This window comes from Cytobacillus sp. (genome assembly GCF_032154635.1).
Lineage (GTDB): Bacteria > Bacillota > Bacilli > Bacillales > Cytobacillaceae > Cytobacillus.
Window position 1 is genome coordinate 17,086 of the sequence record NZ_JALDXW010000011.1, and the last position, 16,655, is coordinate 33,740.

The 16,655-nt window shown below is 36.7% G+C and carries 19 protein-coding genes; 6 read left to right on the plus strand and 13 right to left on the minus strand.

Annotated elements, in window-relative coordinates; all coding sequences use genetic code 11:
- Positions 1–340 precede the first annotated feature (340 nt).
- Entirely contained in the window at positions 341–898 is a 558-nt protein-coding gene (locus RUH74_RS09720; RefSeq protein ID WP_313800105.1) for a GNAT family N-acetyltransferase, read from the minus strand.
- A gap of 345 nt (positions 899–1,243) precedes the next feature.
- Complete coding sequence (locus RUH74_RS09725; RefSeq protein ID WP_313800216.1) at positions 1,244–1,855, minus strand: helix-turn-helix domain-containing protein; 612 nt, start codon at positions 1,853–1,855, stop codon at positions 1,244–1,246.
- A 59-nt stretch (positions 1,856–1,914) separates the two neighbouring features.
- Here RUH74_RS09725 and RUH74_RS09730 point away from each other — a divergent pair, with 59 nt between their 5' ends.
- Both RUH74_RS09730 and RUH74_RS09735 read left to right on the plus strand, forming a co-directional pair.
- Positions 1,915–2,499, plus strand: a complete 585-nt coding sequence (locus RUH74_RS09730) for a LysE family transporter (protein ID WP_313800106.1) — start codon at positions 1,915–1,917, stop codon at positions 2,497–2,499.
- Between the two features lie 171 nt (positions 2,500–2,670).
- Positions 2,671–4,041, plus strand: coding sequence for an amino acid permease (locus tag RUH74_RS09735; RefSeq protein WP_313800107.1), 1,371 nt, complete (start codon positions 2,671–2,673; stop codon positions 4,039–4,041).
- 151 nt (positions 4,042–4,192) lie between these two features.
- Here the strand turns inward: RUH74_RS09735 and RUH74_RS09740 are convergent, their stop codons facing one another.
- A complete protein-coding gene (locus RUH74_RS09740; protein ID WP_313800108.1) occupies positions 4,193–4,372 on the minus strand; it encodes a hypothetical protein in 180 nt (59 codons plus the stop codon).
- 119 nt (positions 4,373–4,491) lie between these two features.
- Positions 4,492–4,818 carry a YflT domain-containing protein gene (locus RUH74_RS09745; RefSeq protein WP_313800109.1) on the minus strand — a complete coding sequence of 109 codons (327 nt, stop codon included), beginning with the start codon at positions 4,816–4,818 and terminating at the stop codon, positions 4,492–4,494.
- Between the two features lie 241 nt (positions 4,819–5,059).
- Here RUH74_RS09745 and RUH74_RS09750 point away from each other — a divergent pair, with 241 nt between their 5' ends.
- Positions 5,060–5,314 carry a GlsB/YeaQ/YmgE family stress response membrane protein gene (locus RUH74_RS09750; protein WP_313800110.1) on the plus strand — a complete coding sequence of 85 codons (255 nt, stop codon included), beginning with the start codon at positions 5,060–5,062 and terminating at the stop codon, positions 5,312–5,314.
- An 87-nt stretch (positions 5,315–5,401) separates the two neighbouring features.
- Here RUH74_RS09750 and RUH74_RS09755 read toward each other — a convergent pair whose 3' ends face one another.
- The 5 genes from RUH74_RS09755 to RUH74_RS09775 all read right to left on the minus strand — a co-directional run bounded on the left by RUH74_RS09755 (position 5,402) and on the right by RUH74_RS09775 (position 8,711).
- A complete protein-coding gene (locus tag RUH74_RS09755) occupies positions 5,402–5,833 on the minus strand; it encodes a hypothetical protein (RefSeq protein ID WP_313800111.1) in 432 nt (143 codons plus the stop codon).
- Positions 5,834–6,084: 251 nt separating this feature from the next.
- On the minus strand, positions 6,085–6,858 hold the full coding sequence (gene sigB, locus RUH74_RS09760; RefSeq protein WP_313800112.1) for an RNA polymerase sigma factor SigB: 774 nt from the start codon (positions 6,856–6,858) through the stop codon (positions 6,085–6,087).
- Positions 6,824–7,306 (minus strand): anti-sigma B factor RsbW, encoded by a 483-nt coding sequence (rsbW, locus tag RUH74_RS09765; protein WP_313800113.1) that lies wholly within the window; start codon positions 7,304–7,306, stop codon positions 6,824–6,826. Before rsbW ends, sigB begins: the two co-directional genes overlap by 35 nt.
- Positions 7,303–7,635 carry an anti-sigma factor antagonist gene (locus RUH74_RS09770; RefSeq protein ID WP_313800114.1) on the minus strand — a complete coding sequence of 111 codons (333 nt, stop codon included), beginning with the start codon at positions 7,633–7,635 and terminating at the stop codon, positions 7,303–7,305. Before RUH74_RS09770 ends, rsbW begins: the two co-directional genes overlap by 4 nt.
- Before the next feature lie 134 nt (positions 7,636–7,769).
- The gene (locus RUH74_RS09775; protein ID WP_313800115.1) at positions 7,770–8,711 is read right to left on the minus strand and encodes a magnesium transporter CorA family protein; all 942 of its coding nucleotides are present in this window, start codon (positions 8,709–8,711) and stop codon (positions 7,770–7,772) included.
- Positions 8,712–8,860: 149 nt separating this feature from the next.
- Between RUH74_RS09775 and RUH74_RS09780 the strand changes: the two genes are divergently transcribed.
- Positions 8,861–9,265 (plus strand): hypothetical protein, encoded by a 405-nt coding sequence (locus tag RUH74_RS09780; protein ID WP_313800116.1) that lies wholly within the window; start codon positions 8,861–8,863, stop codon positions 9,263–9,265.
- Between the two features lie 70 nt (positions 9,266–9,335).
- On the opposite strand, the gene RUH74_RS09785 is transcribed toward RUH74_RS09780, so the two are convergent.
- Positions 9,336–10,637 (minus strand): hemolysin family protein, encoded by a 1,302-nt coding sequence (locus tag RUH74_RS09785; protein WP_313800117.1) that lies wholly within the window; start codon positions 10,635–10,637, stop codon positions 9,336–9,338.
- A 240-nt stretch (positions 10,638–10,877) separates the two neighbouring features.
- Here RUH74_RS09785 and RUH74_RS09790 point away from each other — a divergent pair, with 240 nt between their 5' ends.
- Positions 10,878–11,174 carry a hypothetical protein gene (locus RUH74_RS09790; protein WP_313800118.1) on the plus strand — a complete coding sequence of 99 codons (297 nt, stop codon included), beginning with the start codon at positions 10,878–10,880 and terminating at the stop codon, positions 11,172–11,174.
- Between the two features lie 80 nt (positions 11,175–11,254).
- Here the strand turns inward: RUH74_RS09790 and RUH74_RS09795 are convergent, their stop codons facing one another.
- Entirely contained in the window at positions 11,255–11,914 is a 660-nt protein-coding gene (locus RUH74_RS09795) for a peptidylprolyl isomerase (RefSeq protein WP_313800119.1), read from the minus strand.
- Positions 11,915–12,165: 251 nt separating this feature from the next.
- Between RUH74_RS09795 and RUH74_RS09800 the strand changes: the two genes are divergently transcribed.
- Positions 12,166–13,596, plus strand: coding sequence for a hypothetical protein (locus tag RUH74_RS09800; protein ID WP_313800217.1), 1,431 nt, complete (start codon positions 12,166–12,168; stop codon positions 13,594–13,596).
- Positions 13,597–13,666: 70 nt separating this feature from the next.
- Here RUH74_RS09800 and RUH74_RS09805 read toward each other — a convergent pair whose 3' ends face one another.
- Together RUH74_RS09805 and RUH74_RS09810 are read right to left on the minus strand one after the other, a co-directional pair.
- A complete protein-coding gene (locus RUH74_RS09805; protein WP_313800120.1) occupies positions 13,667–15,088 on the minus strand; it encodes an aldehyde dehydrogenase family protein in 1,422 nt (473 codons plus the stop codon).
- Between the two features lie 50 nt (positions 15,089–15,138).
- The gene (locus tag RUH74_RS09810) at positions 15,139–16,467 is read right to left on the minus strand and encodes an aminotransferase family protein (protein WP_313800121.1); all 1,329 of its coding nucleotides are present in this window, start codon (positions 16,465–16,467) and stop codon (positions 15,139–15,141) included.
- Between the last annotated feature and the right edge of the window lie 188 nt (positions 16,468–16,655).

Here is a 16,655-nt window from a genome sequence, read left to right on the forward strand (position 1 = left end):
AAATTAGCAATGTATGCTTATAATCCTTTAACATATGCAACTAAAATGGCCAATATGATCAGCCCTATGATAATAAAGGTACCTATGCCTGAACTATACACAACGTAAACAGATATGTTACGGAACGCACTCACAATTAGAAATATACAAAGGATTGCGCTTAAAATCATGATGATTCCTTTATTTTTATTTCTATACAAAGTGACCAGCTCCTTCCGAACGCAGAATAGCTAGTTTTTTCCGTATTAATACGCTTCAAAAATACTAACCGTTTTATAGAACAGTATGTAAATTATATCTTGTATTATTCTTAAAACGATAAATAAGTTCTGTTATTTCTTTATAAAAATTCTCCCCTTAATATGGAGTAAATGTACAAATCATCAAACTTTCCATTTGTATATTCATATTTTCTAAGCAGCCCTTCCTTCATAAACCCATTTTTCTCGGCAAGTTTTTGAGATGCATAATTTTCCGGTTCAATTAGAGCCTGTATCCTCATCAATTCCATTTCCTTAAATCCGTAAGATAAGATAGCTTGAAAAGCTTCAGAAACAATTCCGATTCCCCAAAACTCTCTCGCTAATTCAGCCCCTATTTCAGCACGCGCATGCTGTTTGGTGAAGTTAAGAAATCCACAGCTTCCTATTACCTTATCATTGCCTTTTAGAGTAATCCCCCAGCGAATACCAGTATTATCATCAAAAATCTTACGATACCAGTCAATCTCCTCCTCTGCATCTTTTAAAGATTTAAAAGGGGCTAACCCATAATACTTCATTACTTCTTCATCTGAAAGATAATGATAGATATCATTAGCATCCAAATAAGTGACCTCCCTTAAAACTAGGCGATCTGTATAAAGGATTGGAAACTCGTTCTTATTCTGATAGGACATGTCTTATAACTCCTTTCTAATTCTGGGATAAGGGAATTCATAATCCTACCTAATTATAAAATAATCATTTGTATAATTGGGATAATTTTATAATTTCTTAAAAAAGGACAAAAGAGATAAATAATTATCCCGTTTCCTTTTCTTTGATATAGGGAGACAGAATTCTAATCTTAGTTTGATTCCCAGGTACAAATTTAATCACTTTTCCTGCGTCGTATTAGTCTGGTGATATAGCACGACATAGAACAAGCATGATTTCACCCCCTTCAACTCGTTAAGATACTAGGTAACCAGTATATATCTTGCATCAAACAACAAAAAATCCTATTCTGCTGAATAGGATTTTTATGCTGGATAGTAAATAGTCATGCTTAATCTAGTAATTGTAACACCTGGGTTTTGATAAGAATGTGGCCTATCTGCCTTAAAGCGAATGGAATCGCCCTTTTTAATTGTATACTCCATATTTTTCACTTGAATCTTTAATTCCCCATCAAATACAGTAATAAATTCTTCCGCACCTTCCCCGTGAGAATCCGAACCTAGAAATCCTCCTGGCTCAATTTCTACTGTGTAAATCTCAAAACGCCTTTGATCATGAAATGGGAAAAAGGGGAACACTCGATACCTTCCATTATCTTCAGTCAATACTTGAACTTCCTTTTTGCGTATAACTTTTGTATCTGGCTGTGATTGATGGATAAGGGAAGTAAAGGATATCTTAAGTCCATTTGCGATTTTCCAAATCGTTGTAATTGTCGGACTTGACTCCCCTCTTTCTATTTGGCCAATCATCGTTTTACTTACCCCCGTTAATTCTGATACCTTTTCCAGACTTAGTTTTTTTCTCTCTCTATATGCTTTCAAATTTTTTGCGAGGATTAAATGAATGTCTTCCAAAATAATCACCTTTTTCTTATGTACAATATAGCGACTATTATATACAATAAAAAGCAAGTCGTTATATTGACTCATTTAGATCATTATAACATACATATATAAAGGAGGGTTTCAATATGCCAATATTATCTTTTTTGCTCTACGTTTTTATTGCCAGCTTTACCCCGGGTCCGAATAATATTATGGCGATGTTATTTGCTAACAAGTATGGATTAAAAAAGACCATTCGTTTTTGTATAGGTGTAAGTGCAGGTTTTTTTGTCATTATGTTAACTTCCAGTTATTTTAATCTCGTTCTGAAAAACATTATTCCTAAAATTGAATTTGCCATGATGATTATTGGCACACTCTATATGCTTTATCTTGCTTATAAAATACTTACCAGTAAAGCAAATGAGACGAATGATGAAGAAGACCGAAACAACCGCTTCTTAACAGGAATGCTATTACAATTTATCAATCCAAAAGGAATATTATACGGTCTTACCGTGGTATCTACCTTCATTCTTCCTTATTACACATCAAATTTAAGTCTGTTTCTTTTCTCCTTATTTCTTGGATTAGTTGGATTTTTAAGTACATTTACTTGGAGTCTATTTGGATCATTCTTTCAAAGATTCCTAGTAAAATATCGAACGCAATTCAATATTGTCATGGCCTTATTACTCGTGTATTGTGCATTTTCTATACTAGTTGTTTAACGGGACAAGGAACCTGTCCCCGTGTCCCGCATAAATTTTTATTTTTCTAGTATTTTGATTTGATAAATAGTGTGTTACAATCTTTAACAAGCTGACGTAGTACACTGATAAAACGAGAAAAGAAAATATAACCGTGTATTCATACAACTAGATTAGAGAGTGGGAGTAATTATGCAGGAAGAAAAACTAGCTAGAGGTCTTAAAAACAGGCATGTGCAGCTTATTGCCATTGGAGGAGCAATTGGTACTGGATTATTTCTAGGTGCAGGGAAATCAATTCATTTAGCTGGACCATCGATATTATTCGCATATATCATTACAGGGATGATCTGTTTTTTAATTATGCGTGCCTTAGGTGAACTGCTGTTAAGTAATCTGCAATATCATTCCTTTGTTGACTTTGTAAAAGACTATTTAGGCGATATGGCTGCATTTATTACAGGCTGGACATATTGGTTTTGCTGGATATCTATCGCAATGGCTGATTTAACTGCTGTTGGGCTTTATACTCAGTTTTGGTTCCCTGATGTTCCCCAGTGGATGCCAGGCTTAATCGCTCTTGTTATCTTGCTGTTTATGAATCTTGCAACCGTTAAGCTATTTGGCGAAATGGAATTCTGGTTTGCTTTAATAAAAATCATTGCTATTCTAGCTTTAATTGTTATTGGATTAATCATGATTGTAAAAGGCTTTTCTACTGATTCTGGTGCATCCAGCTTTACAAATTTATGGGGCCATGGCGGGATGTTCCCGAATGGAATAAATGGGTTTATTCTCTCCTTCCAGATGGTTGTCTTTGCGTTTGTTGGCATTGAGCTCGTGGGATTAACTGCTGGAGAAACAGAAAATCCAGAAAGAGTGATCCCTAAAGCCATCAATAATATCCCCATTCGGATTTTAATTTTTTATGTCGGCGCTTTAATTATTATTATGAGTATTTATCCATGGAATGCTATCAACCCGGCGGAAAGTCCATTCGTTCAAGTTTTCCTTGCCATCGGAATTGCGGCAGCAGCAGGTATTGTTAACTTTGTAGTGCTAACTTCCGCTGCATCTGCATGTAACAGTGCAATTTTTAGTACAAGCCGTATGCTATACTCGCTAGCGAAGGATAAAAATGCACCTATACCGCTTACAAAGCTTACTTATCGTAAAGTGCCTTCTAATGCGTTATTCTTTTCCACAATGGTTATTTTGATTGCTGTTATCTTAAACTATGTCATGCCTGAAGGCGTGTTTACATTGATTACAAGTATTTCTACTGTCTGTTTCCTATATATATGGGGAATAACAGTGATCTGTCATTTAAAATACCGCAAAGAGAGACCGGACTTGGCACAGGTAAGTAAGTTCAAATTACCGCTTTATCCTATCTCAAATTATTTAATCCTTGCTTTTCTCGCATTTGTTCTTGTAGTACTTGCGCTAGCAGAGGATACTCGTGTTGCCTTATTCGTCACTCCAGTTTGGTTTATCCTTCTTATTGCTATTTATCTCATCCGAATAACTAAGGTCGGATCCACAAATAGCATCAACAAATAATATCTTTTTAAAATAGAAAAAGGCAGATTCTCGTTAAAGCAATCTGCCTTTTCTATATAGACGTACTTGAATTTTATCAAATAATTAACTGCCTAAACACAATTTATAGTAAAAGAAATCATGTTTAGACAGTTAATTTGCACGATTTAATTTAAACCTCATTCCAAACCCTATTTATATTTAATGGAACATAAATTCTCTCCCCACTTATCTCTCTATGAATAATCGGATTTCTAAAATAATCTTCTAATGTGCGTTCCTCACTCTTAGTATGTCTGGCAGTTTTCACAGCACCTAATAATGTATCTAAGCTTTGATTAGAAATTTTCATATCCATTCACCTCATTTGTTTTTTTACCTTCATCCACAATCTAATTTACAGGCCAGCTAGGAAATAATAAGGAGGCTTTTTATTTCCTAGCATATTCTTCGATTATTTCTATCTTTGCATTATGCAGATCTAGTTGCCAAGACTACCACTTTACCTTGATCTAATTCTCTTTCATACTGCTCCGCATCTGATGAAGATACGCCGAGTGACTCTAATTTCGAACGGAGCTCGTCTCCCCTGGTTCGAAAAACATTTGCAATTGAATCAAAAAAACCTTGCTCTGCTACCCCGATATCGTTAATATTCAAAGCGCTTGTAAGATCATTCGAACGGTTATTGTCATGAGCTAATAAATATATTTCCTCCTTTGTAAATCCTTGATCGATTAATTGCTGAATTTGTTCCTTTGCCTCTACGCCATTTTCAACTATGATCACATTTGCCATTTGATTTTCCTCCTTAATTGTAAATCATATTTAGTGGCTGATTGATAATGCTTATCAGCAGATGGTTCTATTAGTTGTATATCCAGTTTAAGAGATTTCAAAACATTTATTTAAATGAATCTATTAAATAACATCAGATTATTAGATTTAAATGTCTTTTTACGCATGTCTATCAAAAATGTTTATCTTTTGAAAGGGCGGGTACACAATAGCTATAACTATTTAAAAGGAGTGGTAGTACATGGGATTTATTTGGGCATTAATTATCGGTGGAATTATTGGGTGGTTAGCAGGGCTCATTCTTGGACGTGATGTACCAGGTGGTGTAGTAGGCAATATTATTGCAGGCTTCATTGGCGCTTGGCTTGGATCATTCATTTTAGGAAATTGGGGACCTGTTATTGGTGGTTTCCATTTTATCCCAGCACTTATAGGTGCCATTGCTCTAGTTTTCATTGTTAGCATCATTTTAAGAAGCATGAGACGCTCCGCTTAAAAAACCTAAATAGGTTTTAGAACATTAAAATCACAGCGTATTAAATATACTTAATCACTCAAAAAAGAGCAGGTCCTACCTGCTCTTTTAATTATTTACTAAAGCATCTTTTAGTGTTTGTGTTCCTTCTTTATCTAAAGTTCCTAAAGCTTGCTTATCTCTGTCAATTATTGTCGCTGTTGTGGCTGCTTGATTAAACCATATATCATATTCAAATAATCTTTCTGGCATATTTTTATCATATGTAAAGAATAACGTAGCTTTCACATCTTCTTTTCGTATCATTTCTGCCTTTACGTTTTGTTCCCATTCAATTCTTGCAAATAAGTCTCTTAACGTTATCATCTTTTCTTTCTCTGCAATTATTTTTTCAGTAGCACTATTTTCACCTGAGAATATTTGAACGTCCACTCTAGTTAGTTGGTTCCATTCAAATTCCTTAGGTATTCCATTCGAACACCCCATAAGAGTTATAAGGAAGATAGTAACCATAGATAAATTGATAATAATATTTTTCATTCAAGAATCCTCATTTATTTTTATTCTTTATTAATTATATTCACCATTTATCAATTAAACCCTTTTTAATACAAGCAGTTTTTTCATGACTGCATCATTAACATCGATAAATAGATGGGACTATAACTGACAGTCAGAACGTTTAAGTGTCAACCACAAAGAAAGCCTCCCGAAAATCGAACGGGAGGCTACCTTTGTGCTATTAATGATGCGCTTATAAGGAAAATACTCGTATTTTTTACCATCATAAGCTAGTGTTCAATTAATTTAAGCTCTTTGCGTAACTTTTCAATTGCCTTTTTTTGAAGTCTTGAAACATGCATTTGCGATATTCCTAATCGCTTTCCTGTTTCTTTTTGGCTTTTATTCTCGATAAACGTGCAATGGATGATTTCTTTTTCCCTTTTAGATAATACATGAAGAGCACTTTCAAGCAATAGCTTTCGATCCACTTTTTCGAAGCCTGTCTCTTCCGAACCCACCACATCTAAGGTCGTAAGCATGTTGCCATCTCTCCCCGTTTCGATCGGCTGATCAACAGAAGCAGCTTGATAGCTTTTTCCCATTTCCATCGCTTCCAGCACCTCCTCTTCACTAATACCAAGATAATAGGCAATTTCGTTAATCTTTGGTGATCGTTGATTAAGATTTGTCAGCTCGTCCACAATGGCATTTATTTTCGGCCAGATTTCTTTAATGCGCCTTGGCACATGAACACTCCACGTTTTATCTCTTAAATAGCGTTTTATTTCGCCAATAACAGTTGGAAACAAAAATGATTCAAAGGAACTCCCCTTTTCTACGTCATATCTTCTAATTGCGGATAGTAGCCCTAACATCCCTACTTGTACCATATCTTCATGAAAATTTCTCCCTCTGGAATACTTTCTTGCGAGGCTTGTTACTAATGCAGTATAGTGTTCTACCAATATAGTTTGGGCAGATGTATTTCCATTTTGAGATTCTTTAATCAGTCTTTCAATCTCTTCTTTAGACCGTTTTTCCGATTGGGTTGATTGTGTCATAATTTTCACGCTCCCCATTTAGATACTTCATCATGAAGACCGTTACCCCTGAATGATTCATCACACGGACTTCATCCATGAGTGTTTCGATTAAGTACAATCCTAACCCTCCTTCAGCTAGCTGTTCCACAGGACTTGACTCAGTATATGGACCAATCTCTGCCCTTACTAGGTTAAAATTAAAGCTCCTTCCAGAATCGGCGACCATCATTTCTAGCTTGTCCTTATAGATCCCAAATCCAACAACCACTTCTCCACCATCATGCTTATCATACGCATGCTGAACGGTATTCGTACATGCTTCACTTACAGCAATCTTTAGATCTTCAACCTCTTCATATGTAAAACCCATGTTGCTTGCAATTCCTGACAACGTTAATCTAACGATGCCAATATGATCAGGCTTAGCCGGCAATTTCATTTCAATATAATCAATCACTTCCATCATCGACCCCCCTCTTCAGAATTCATACTAATATTCATAATGTTGATTAAACCTGTCATTTCAAAAAGTCGGTTTAATCGATTGGATAATTCAATTAGCTTTAACTGTCCATTATTCTTTTTTAATTGTTTGAATAACCCTACAAACACACCAAGACCAGTACTGTCTAGATAGGTCACATTCTTGAGATTAACAACCATTGTCATATTTTCCATTTCTGAAAATGGCCATAGTTCCTCTCTTAAGTTTGGAGCAGTATATGCATCGATTTCTCCCTCTACAGACACTAATACTTCCTTTCCTTTATGATGTTTATTGATGTTAATCTTCATATCATCACACCTTTGAAATATTTGTTTTTTTATACCCGTGCCTTTGAGAAATGAAACCATAAACGATAAAAATTCATAAACTACTTAGGTATTTAATCTCTTTGTTATATTAGTAATCTAGTATAATACCTTTGTTACTTAAAAAATGAGCCCTTCTTTTTCCCCTTTAATAGATCTCCAGTCCATCCCTTTACTCTCAAATAAGCATATAAAAGGAAAGTGGAGAAAACGATTAATATAATAGACAGAATATAGCCGTATTTCCACTCAAGCTCCGGCATCTGCTTAAAATTCATTCCCCATAATGCCCCAAAAGCCATTATTGGAGTAAAAATTGTCGTCATTACAGTTAATGTTTTCATAATTTCGTTCCCACGATGTGAAGAAATAACTTCCTCTAGTTTAATAATCGAATCGATTTCACGTTTGTACTCATCTAGCAGTACCATTGCCCGCTCAATCCGCTTACATGTACAGGAAAAGATTTCCCTTTTATGATTATCTTGGAAGTTTATTTCATCAATTGCCATTTTTAATTCATTAATTGGAATTAATAGACTCTTCCAAATCAATAGTTCATGTCTGCATTTAAACACCTGATCTAGAATCCCCGTGCCATTTCTTTTTCGAACACTCCAAATTAATTGTTTAAGTGCCTCTTCAAACTGATCAATTTCCATAAGCATCTCATTCATCAGCTCACCTATAATTAATAAAAATCCATCAATCGCATTTTCTGTACTTTCTATTCGTTTATGAAAAGCCTTAAGATTAATTTGTTTTAATTCCTGAAAATCAAAATTAATCGTAATCAAACGATACGTTGTCAGATAAAAATGAAAAATTTTAAAGTCTTTCTCCCCTGCAATACTTTGTTTATAAATAAGTGAGCCTTTCAGCACCTTTTCCCCATTCATTAAGTGTTCTACTCGAAGGCAATTCTTATTATTTTTATGAACCTGCTTTAACCATAAGTTTAATTCCTCCCCCTCTTCCATTAAGGATTCAGTTTCTTCCATTTCAACTAGTTTCAATCGCATCCATCCCCATTTATTCCCACTAATATTTTCTTTCAAACAACCCACTCCTTTCGAGACCTTTTAAATTATATTTCCCCCTTCTTTCGTTAAGCAAAACTTGATCTAGATGTTTTAGCACAAATGATTATGGGTATTTATAGGTTTACATTCCAATTGATTCACGTTTTCTTTTGATGAGGTGACCTATGAATATATTATTTTTATTTATCTATCTAATTATTATTTTGGTTGTTATTGAAATCTTTGTTATATTATTTCGCTTAACCGGGTTAAAAGTAGAAGTATCTAGATTCCAGGTCATTTCAATGATGACTGGTACAGGATTTACGACGGATGAGTCCGAGCTGATTTTGGGACATCCCATCCGCCGTAAATTAGCCACCTTCCTAATATTATTCGGCGCCTTTTCTCTAGCCGTAATTATTTCATCCATTAGCCAATTTCTGGCACAAGATCTACGAATGACAGAAATTTTAACGATAGCTGGAACAGTCATTTTTATTTTTTGCTTGTTGAAGCTCTCAGTTATTCAAAGGATATTAACCAAATCCTTTAATAGGGAATCGATTAAGCGAACAAAGAAAAAGTAGGGTGCCAAATATCAAAATAGAAAGGTTGGAATCACTAATAATCTTCAAAGAGTTAAGCCCCATGCGAGGCTTAACTCTTTTTTACATCCAAATAAGCGATATGATAGCCATCTACTTCCTTTATTGTAAACACATATCCGTCTGATTCTACTGCTGCCCCTTTACTAATTTTGGCAGTCGTATTTTGTGTGAGGAACCAGCCGCCTATCGTATCTACTTCTTCATCAGATAAATGGATTTGAAGCAATTGATTAACTGCACTAATTAAGAGCTTGCCATCCAAAATATAATGAGAATCGGAAATTTTACGAATTTGAGGAATCTCATCTGAATCAAATTCATCTCTTACTTCACCAACAATCTCTTCAATAATATCTTCAACCGTTACTAAACCAGAGGTACCGCCGTATTCATCTATCAAAATCGCCATATGGCATTCTTCCTTTTGCATTTTTATAAGCAAGTCATGAATGGGAATGGTTTCAATAACCTGAATGAGCGGCTGCATATAAGCTTTGATAGTCCAAACTTGATTAGAATCTTTTTTCATTAATTTATCTGTAATAAGCATTTTCATATTTATCATTCCAATGATATGATCTTTATCATTATCAACAACTGGATAGCGTGTATATCTTTCAGTCTTCAATTTATAGATAACCTCATGAATAGAATCATTAACAGAAATACAGCTCATTTCTGTACGCGGGACCATTATTTCTTTTGCAATCCGTTCATCAAACTCAAAAATATTGTTCACATATTTCCATTCATTGTGATTAATTTCTCCACTTTTATAGCTTTCGGCTAATAGAATTCTAAGTTCTTCCTCAGAATGTGCTAATTCATGTTCAGCTGCTGGCTTTACACCGAATAGTCCAACGAGTAATCGTGCTGAACTATTTAATAGCCATATAAACGGATACATTATCTTATAAAAAATGACGATTGTTTTTGCGAAAAGCATTGTAATTTCCTCCGCTTTTTGTATGGCAATTGATTTAGGAGCTAATTCTCCGATCACAACATGGATATAGGTGACCAATACAAATGAAAGCAGAAAGGAAATAATATGAGTAATGGATTCATTCAAATGGAATACCGCTAATAGAGGATGAAAAAGCTTTTCCACTGTTGGTTCACCCAACCAGCCTAATCCTAATGCAGTCACTGTGATGCCTAATTGACAAGCAGAAAGATATTCATCCAAGTGGGTGACTACCTTTCTAGCAAAAAAAGCACTCTTTTTCCCTTCAGCCATTAATTGTTCAATTCTAGACCTCCGTACTTTAACAATAGCGAATTCAACTGCAACGAAAAAGGCAGTTAATGCAATTAATAGTATAATTAGCCATACATTGATTAATAGCAATGAACATACCCCCTCTAGACGATTTTGGCTTTTAATAGATTCAGAGGCAGATCAGTAAATCTGTCTGAACGTTCTTCTATTTTCATGAACACCTCTCCCTTTTTCAAGATTGAAATGGTAGCTGAATTATGTAGTACCCCTGTCCATTTTTTTCAAAACATTTCGAAGTAACCATGTTTCATCTTGTTTTCCGTTGGGAATACAATCAACAGTTCAATTAATAGAAGGAGGAGTTTAGAAATGAATAGGAAAATATTCTTAACAGGCGGATTAGCAGCACTTCTTGTATTAGGAGGGCTAACAGGATGTGGAGATGGTATTGATCAGGATAATGGCATCAGCGATGGAGAGCAAAAAGATGCAGTAGATAACGATACAGAACAGGATGCAATGCAAGAAGCAAAGGAAAACATGGCAGAAGCGAAGAAAAATATTGAAGATACATTAAAGGAAAAGGGAATTGGAGATGGCGTTGATCAGGATAATGGCATCGATGATGGAAAAAAGAACGATCAATTAGATAACAACGAAGAATAGAATAATGATGTATACAACTTTATAAACCACAAAAAAAGTCGCCCCTATTTGCCAATAGGAGCGTTCTTTTTTTATGAACCTTATTGAACCTCGGGCTCTGGATAATTATATCCCTTCGTATCCACCTTTACCGTTTTCATCTTTTGTTCCTTTAACGGCAGATCTGCCCCATTCCTTTCCACAGAAACAATGGAGTCCACTACCTCCATACCTTCAATCACCTTGCCAAAAGCTGCATATTGCCCATCAAGATTAGAGGACTCGCTAACCATAATAAAAAATTGAGATCCTGCCGAATTTGGATCACGCGACCGTGCCATTGAAAGAACGCCTCGCTCATGCTTCAACTTATTCTCAAAACCATTAGCGGAAAACTCGCCAAAAATGGAATAATCCGGACCGCCTGTCCCATTGCCTGCCGGATCGCCGCCTTGGATCATGAAATTAGGGATGACTCGATGGAAAATGAGTCCATCATAAAAGCCTTTGTTAATTAAAGTAACGAAATTCGCTACTGTATTCGGTGCTATATCCGGATATAATTCAAGCTGAATCTCATCATTATTTTCCATAGTAATAGTAACAATAGGATTTTCAGTTACATCGGACGGATATCCTGATTTTCCATTATTACTATCTTTTGAAATCCCGTTTTCTGCCTGTGCTCCACATCCAGCCAAGCTGAATAGAACCAACAATGCTGAAAAGATGAAAATTAGAGATTTATGTTTTGAAAACATGTATACATAATCCTCCTTATGAATTGGATATTCTAGTTCGACGAATGGCTCTATTATAGCATTTATCGTTCAATTGGAAAATGCTGATACGGAATACCATGTTTTTATTTATGTATATATAGGATTGCAACTATTTGTTAAATCCCTCTTTATCCGTCTCGCACACCCTTTCACCAAAGCCCAAATATACGCATACCTTACTTTACAAGAAGTTATTACGTTATTCATTTTGAAGGGAGTGTGATTTGGGCATGGATTTATCAGCTGCTCATTGGATGTATTTGATTGGAACATGTATCATCATCATCACGATGTTATTTAGGCAAAATGTTGTTGTCCCTTCTATTATTGTCACCTTTTTAGTTGGCTGGATTTTCACTGGCTCATTTACGTCAGGTCTACAAACGATTTTTAATGGTAGCCTAGTAGCTGCTGGCGAATTGTTTAATATTTTTCTTATCATTGCCATTATGACCGCCTTGCTGCATGCTTTGAAATCAATTGGGGCTGATCAGCAAATGATTACACCTTTTCAGAAGGTCATGAAAAATGGGCATATTTCATTTTGGGTGCTTATCGTTGTTACGTATGCAATTTCTCTTTTCTTTTGGCCAACACCTGCTGTACCGCTTGTCGGTGCTTTGCTTATTCCTGTAGCTGTTCGATCTGGTCTTCCGCCTATTGGTGCAGCCATTGCTATATCACTGGCCGGGCAAGGAATGGCCTTATCGTCTGATTATGTCATTCAAATTGCACCGACATTGACAGCGACAGCTGCGGGAATTGATGTTACTCCTGTTGCTGACCGTGCTTTTATTTTGTCAATTATTACTGGGGCAGCAGCAATTGTTATCTCTTATTTCATGATAAAAAAACAAATGTTAAAGCCTTCTGGCAAACTCCTTACTGCTTGGGAAAATCGCGGCCAAAACAATGATGAGCTACGGGAAAAAAACGGTAATGAGAAAGAAAAGAAAAGTAAATACAGCCTCTTCTTTGCTATTCTTGTCCCTATAACATTTTTGGTCATCGTCATTTATATGGCTCTTGCTAAATTTTCTGATGTGATCCCTTCCATCGAAGGGGGGACTGGTGCAGCTTTAATAGGCGGTGCTTCAGCCGTACTCCTAATTGTGACTTCAGCCTTCCGAAGTGTTCGTTCTTTATTAAATAATGTTAGTGACCATCTCGTAAAAGGGTTTGTATTTGCGTTTAAAGCAATGGGCCCTGTTATCCCCATTGCAGGGTTCTTTTTTATCGGAAGCGGGGATTTATCGGCAAAAATATTTCATACAGGTGCGGAAGAAGCGCCATCTTTCCTCTTCGATTTAGTCGTGGCCGGCCAGCAATATATTCCAGAAAGCGCATTTATTGCAGGGTTTGGGATATTAATAATTGGAGCCATTACTGGTCTAGATGGTTCAGGATTTTCAGGGCTGCCACTAGTTGGCTCATTATCAGGAGCTTTAGGCGATAGTGTTGGAGTAGATGCTGCTACTTTATCAGCTATTGGACAAATGGGATCCGTTTGGGTCGGAGGCGGTACTCTTATCGCTTGGAGTTCTCTTGTTGCTGTAGCAGGCTTTGCAAAAGTACCGGTAATGGAACTTGTTCGGAAGAGCTTCTTACCAGTAATGATTGGGTTGATTCTGTCGACGGTTATTGGGCTGATGGTATTTTAGCGTATAAAAAAAGATAAAAGAAAAAGGAATGCACAATCCTTGTTTTAAAGATTGGGCATTCCTTCAATAATTAATTCTTATTAAAGACAATGAGCTTCAGCTCTGTCATTTCTTCAATTGCATACTTTATTCCTTCCCTGCCGACTCCACTTTTCTTTACCCCGCCATACGGCATTTGATCCACTCGGAAGGTAGGGATATCATTTATTAAAACTCCGCCTACATGAAGCTGCTCAGCAGCAGCTAAAGCTGTATGAATATTATCCGTATAAATACCAGCCTGAAGTCCATAATTTGAATCATTCACTCTTTCAATAGCCTCTTCAACCGTTTTCACTTTATTAATCACGACGATCGGTGCAAAAACCTCCTGACAGGAAACCCTCATATCCGGTTTCGCATCAACAATTACCGTAGGCAGTAAAATATTTCCCTCTGCTTCTCCTCCAGTGATAACCTTTGCTCCTTGCGCTCTTGCTTCATCTATCCATTCAAGTGTGCGGCTTACATCTTTTGAAGTGATTAAAGCAGAAACATCTGTCTTCGGATCAAGCGGGTCACCGATCTTTAGCTCCTTCACAGCAGGTACAAATTTATCTACAAAAGCATCAAATTGCTGTTCATGTACATAGATACGCTGCAAGGAAATACATACTTGACCTTGAAAGCCAAATGCCCCAGCTACACAGCGCGAAATGATTTTATCCAAATTCGTATCTTTATCAATAATAACTGCAGCATTCGATCCTAGCTCTAAAGTTACACGCTTTAAACCGGCTTTGTTTCGGATACCAATCCCTACTGCAGGGCTTCCAGTAAATGAAATCTTTTTTACCCGGTGATCTGTTACAAGCTTATCTCCAATAAGAGAGCCACTTCCTGTAATAACATTTAAAGCTCCAGCAGGCAGGCCAGCCTCTTGAAAAATTTCCGCGATAAATAAAGCAGATAATGGCGTTTGCCCTGCAGGCTTTAGGATGACAGAATTACCAGAAGCAATAGCTGGCCCTACCTTATGAGCAACTAAATTCATTGGAAAATTAAAGGGGGTAATCGCCCCAATCACACCGATTGGCTCACGTACTGTATAGGCAATTCTTCCTTCTCCTCCTGGTGCTGCATCTAGTGGAATGGTTTCCCCATGAATCCGTTTCGCTTCTTCTGCAGCAAATTTATATGTTTGAATGGTTCGAGCAACCTCCGCACGTGCTGCCGTAATTGGCTTTGCAGCCTCCATAGCTATGATTTTAGCAGCTTCTTCTGCTCTCTTTTCTAAAAGACCAACAACTTTTTCTAAAATGGATGCGCGCTGATGACTTGGCATCAGCGCCATTTCTTTTCTTGCATGAAAAGCAGCTTCCAATCCCTTTTCAACTTCTTCAATTGTTGCTGCTGGTATTTCTGCTATTTCCTCTTCACTATAAGGAGAGCGGAGCGGCACGTATTGACTTGCCTCGAGCCATTCTCCATTTATAAATAACTTCCTTTTCATACGTGGTCCTCTCCTTTATTAATAATATCGCAATGACAAAACTTCATTTATTATAAAACCACTGCTTCAACTGCAGCAATCGCATCATGAAGAATAGCAATCAATTTGGTCATTTCATCCTGAGAAATAATTAGAGGAGGCGCAACTACAATCGTATCCTGACCATCAAAAACAACAGATCGGCAAATTAGTCCTCGTTTTGCTGCTTCAGTTACAACTAAAGGAGCAGCAGGATTTAGGAACTTTTCATTTGTCTTTTGATCTTTAACTAGCTCCAAGCCGCCCATAAGCCCTAAACCTTTTACTTTGCCAACAATTTTCCGTTCTCCTTCTATCCATTGAAAGCCTTTAAGCATCTCTGCTCCCATTTTTTCTGCGTTGGCAATTAACCCTTCCTTCTCAATTAATTCTATATTCTTTAAAGCAACAGCACAAGCCATAGGGTGTCCGCTATACGTATAACCATGCAAAAGTGTGCCTGTAGAAAGCTTCATCAACTCTTGATGAATAGTCTCCGAAAGCATTACACCGCCTAGTTGTGCATATCCACTTGTTACTCCCTTTGCAAAGCACATCATATCAGGAGAAATGTCATAATGTTCAATCCCAAAGTACTTTCCTGTCCGTCCAAAACCTGTTATCACCTCATCTGTAATAAATAAAAGGCCATACTCATCACATATGCTTCTTACTTCTTTAAAATAGGTATCCGGTGCCACATGAAGACCGCCAGCTCCTTGTACAGGCTCGGCAATAAAGGCAGCAATTGTTTCTGGTCCCTCCCCCTCTATAACTCTCCGTAAATCATCCGCAGAAAAATGATCGGTATAGCAGAAATCCGGATCAAAAGAGTTTGTAAACTCTCGAAATGGCTTCAGTCCCGTTGCACTTGTGGAACCCATGGCAACGCCATGATAAGACTTCGTTCGAGAAATAATTTTCCTTCGATTCGGCTGCCCTTTTAATATCCAATAATGCCGCGCTAATTTATATGCCGTATCGTTAGCCTCTGAACCGCCAGAAGTAAAAAACGTAGCAGATAATTTTCCCGGAGCAATTTCTGCAAGCTTAGCAGCTAATCGAATCGCAGGCTCATTGCTAAACGTCGCAAAACACGACGAGAATGCAAGCTTTGCCATTTGTTCCATCGCGACTTTCCCTAATTCCTCTCTCCCGTGACCAACATTCACATTCCATAAAGAGGACATCCCATCAATAACCGTTTTTCCAGTGATATCTGTGAGCAATACCCCTTTACCTTCTGTAAAAATAAAGGAAGGGCCTTGATCCTGCTGTTGTTTAATGGGAGAGGTGGGATGAAGAAAATATTTCTTATCTAACTCCATTAATTCCTTCACACTATTTTCAACTTTTGTCATGATTGATTCCTCCTGAAATAATAGTTTTATACTTATATAGGTTTTAGACGTGATTTTTATGCCATTTTTTCATAATTCTTCTAATCACCTAGTGAAGTTCTATTAGGAAATGTAGACAAGTCTATAAAAATAGGTTTTTGAAGTTCCACATAAATGAAAAAAGACCAAACATGCTGTTTACATGTTGG

Excerpts from the sequence above, each read along its gene's own strand:
- RUH74_RS09720 (WP_313800105.1), bottom strand. The coding sequence starts at position 898 with ATGTCCTATCAGAATAAGAACGAGTTTCCAATCCTTTATACAGATCGC.
- RUH74_RS09730 (WP_313800106.1), top strand. The coding sequence starts at position 1,915 with ATGCCAATATTATCTTTTTTGCTCTACGTTTTTATTGCCAGCTTTACC.
- RUH74_RS09735 (WP_313800107.1), top strand. The coding sequence starts at position 2,671 with ATGCAGGAAGAAAAACTAGCTAGAGGTCTTAAAAACAGGCATGTGCAG.
- RUH74_RS09740 (WP_313800108.1), bottom strand. The coding sequence starts at position 4,372 with ATGAAAATTTCTAATCAAAGCTTAGATACATTATTAGGTGCTGTGAAA.
- RUH74_RS09745 (WP_313800109.1), bottom strand. The coding sequence starts at position 4,818 with ATGGCAAATGTGATCATAGTTGAAAATGGCGTAGAGGCAAAGGAACAA.
- RUH74_RS09750 (WP_313800110.1), top strand. The coding sequence starts at position 5,060 with ATGGGATTTATTTGGGCATTAATTATCGGTGGAATTATTGGGTGGTTA.
- RUH74_RS09755 (WP_313800111.1), bottom strand. The coding sequence starts at position 5,833 with ATGAAAAATATTATTATCAATTTATCTATGGTTACTATCTTCCTTATA.
- sigB (WP_313800112.1), bottom strand. The coding sequence starts at position 6,858 with ATGACACAATCAACCCAATCGGAAAAACGGTCTAAAGAAGAGATTGAA.
- rsbW (WP_313800113.1), bottom strand. The coding sequence starts at position 7,306 with ATGATGGAAGTGATTGATTATATTGAAATGAAATTGCCGGCTAAGCCT.
- RUH74_RS09770 (WP_313800114.1), bottom strand. The coding sequence starts at position 7,635 with ATGAAGATTAACATCAATAAACATCATAAAGGAAAGGAAGTATTAGTG.
- RUH74_RS09780 (WP_313800116.1), top strand. The coding sequence starts at position 8,861 with ATGAATATATTATTTTTATTTATCTATCTAATTATTATTTTGGTTGTT.
- RUH74_RS09790 (WP_313800118.1), top strand. The coding sequence starts at position 10,878 with ATGAATAGGAAAATATTCTTAACAGGCGGATTAGCAGCACTTCTTGTA.
- RUH74_RS09795 (WP_313800119.1), bottom strand. The coding sequence starts at position 11,914 with ATGTTTTCAAAACATAAATCTCTAATTTTCATCTTTTCAGCATTGTTG.
- RUH74_RS09800 (WP_313800217.1), top strand. The coding sequence starts at position 12,166 with ATGGATTTATCAGCTGCTCATTGGATGTATTTGATTGGAACATGTATC.
- RUH74_RS09805 (WP_313800120.1), bottom strand. The coding sequence starts at position 15,088 with ATGAAAAGGAAGTTATTTATAAATGGAGAATGGCTCGAGGCAAGTCAA.
- RUH74_RS09810 (WP_313800121.1), bottom strand. The coding sequence starts at position 16,467 with ATGACAAAAGTTGAAAATAGTGTGAAGGAATTAATGGAGTTAGATAAG.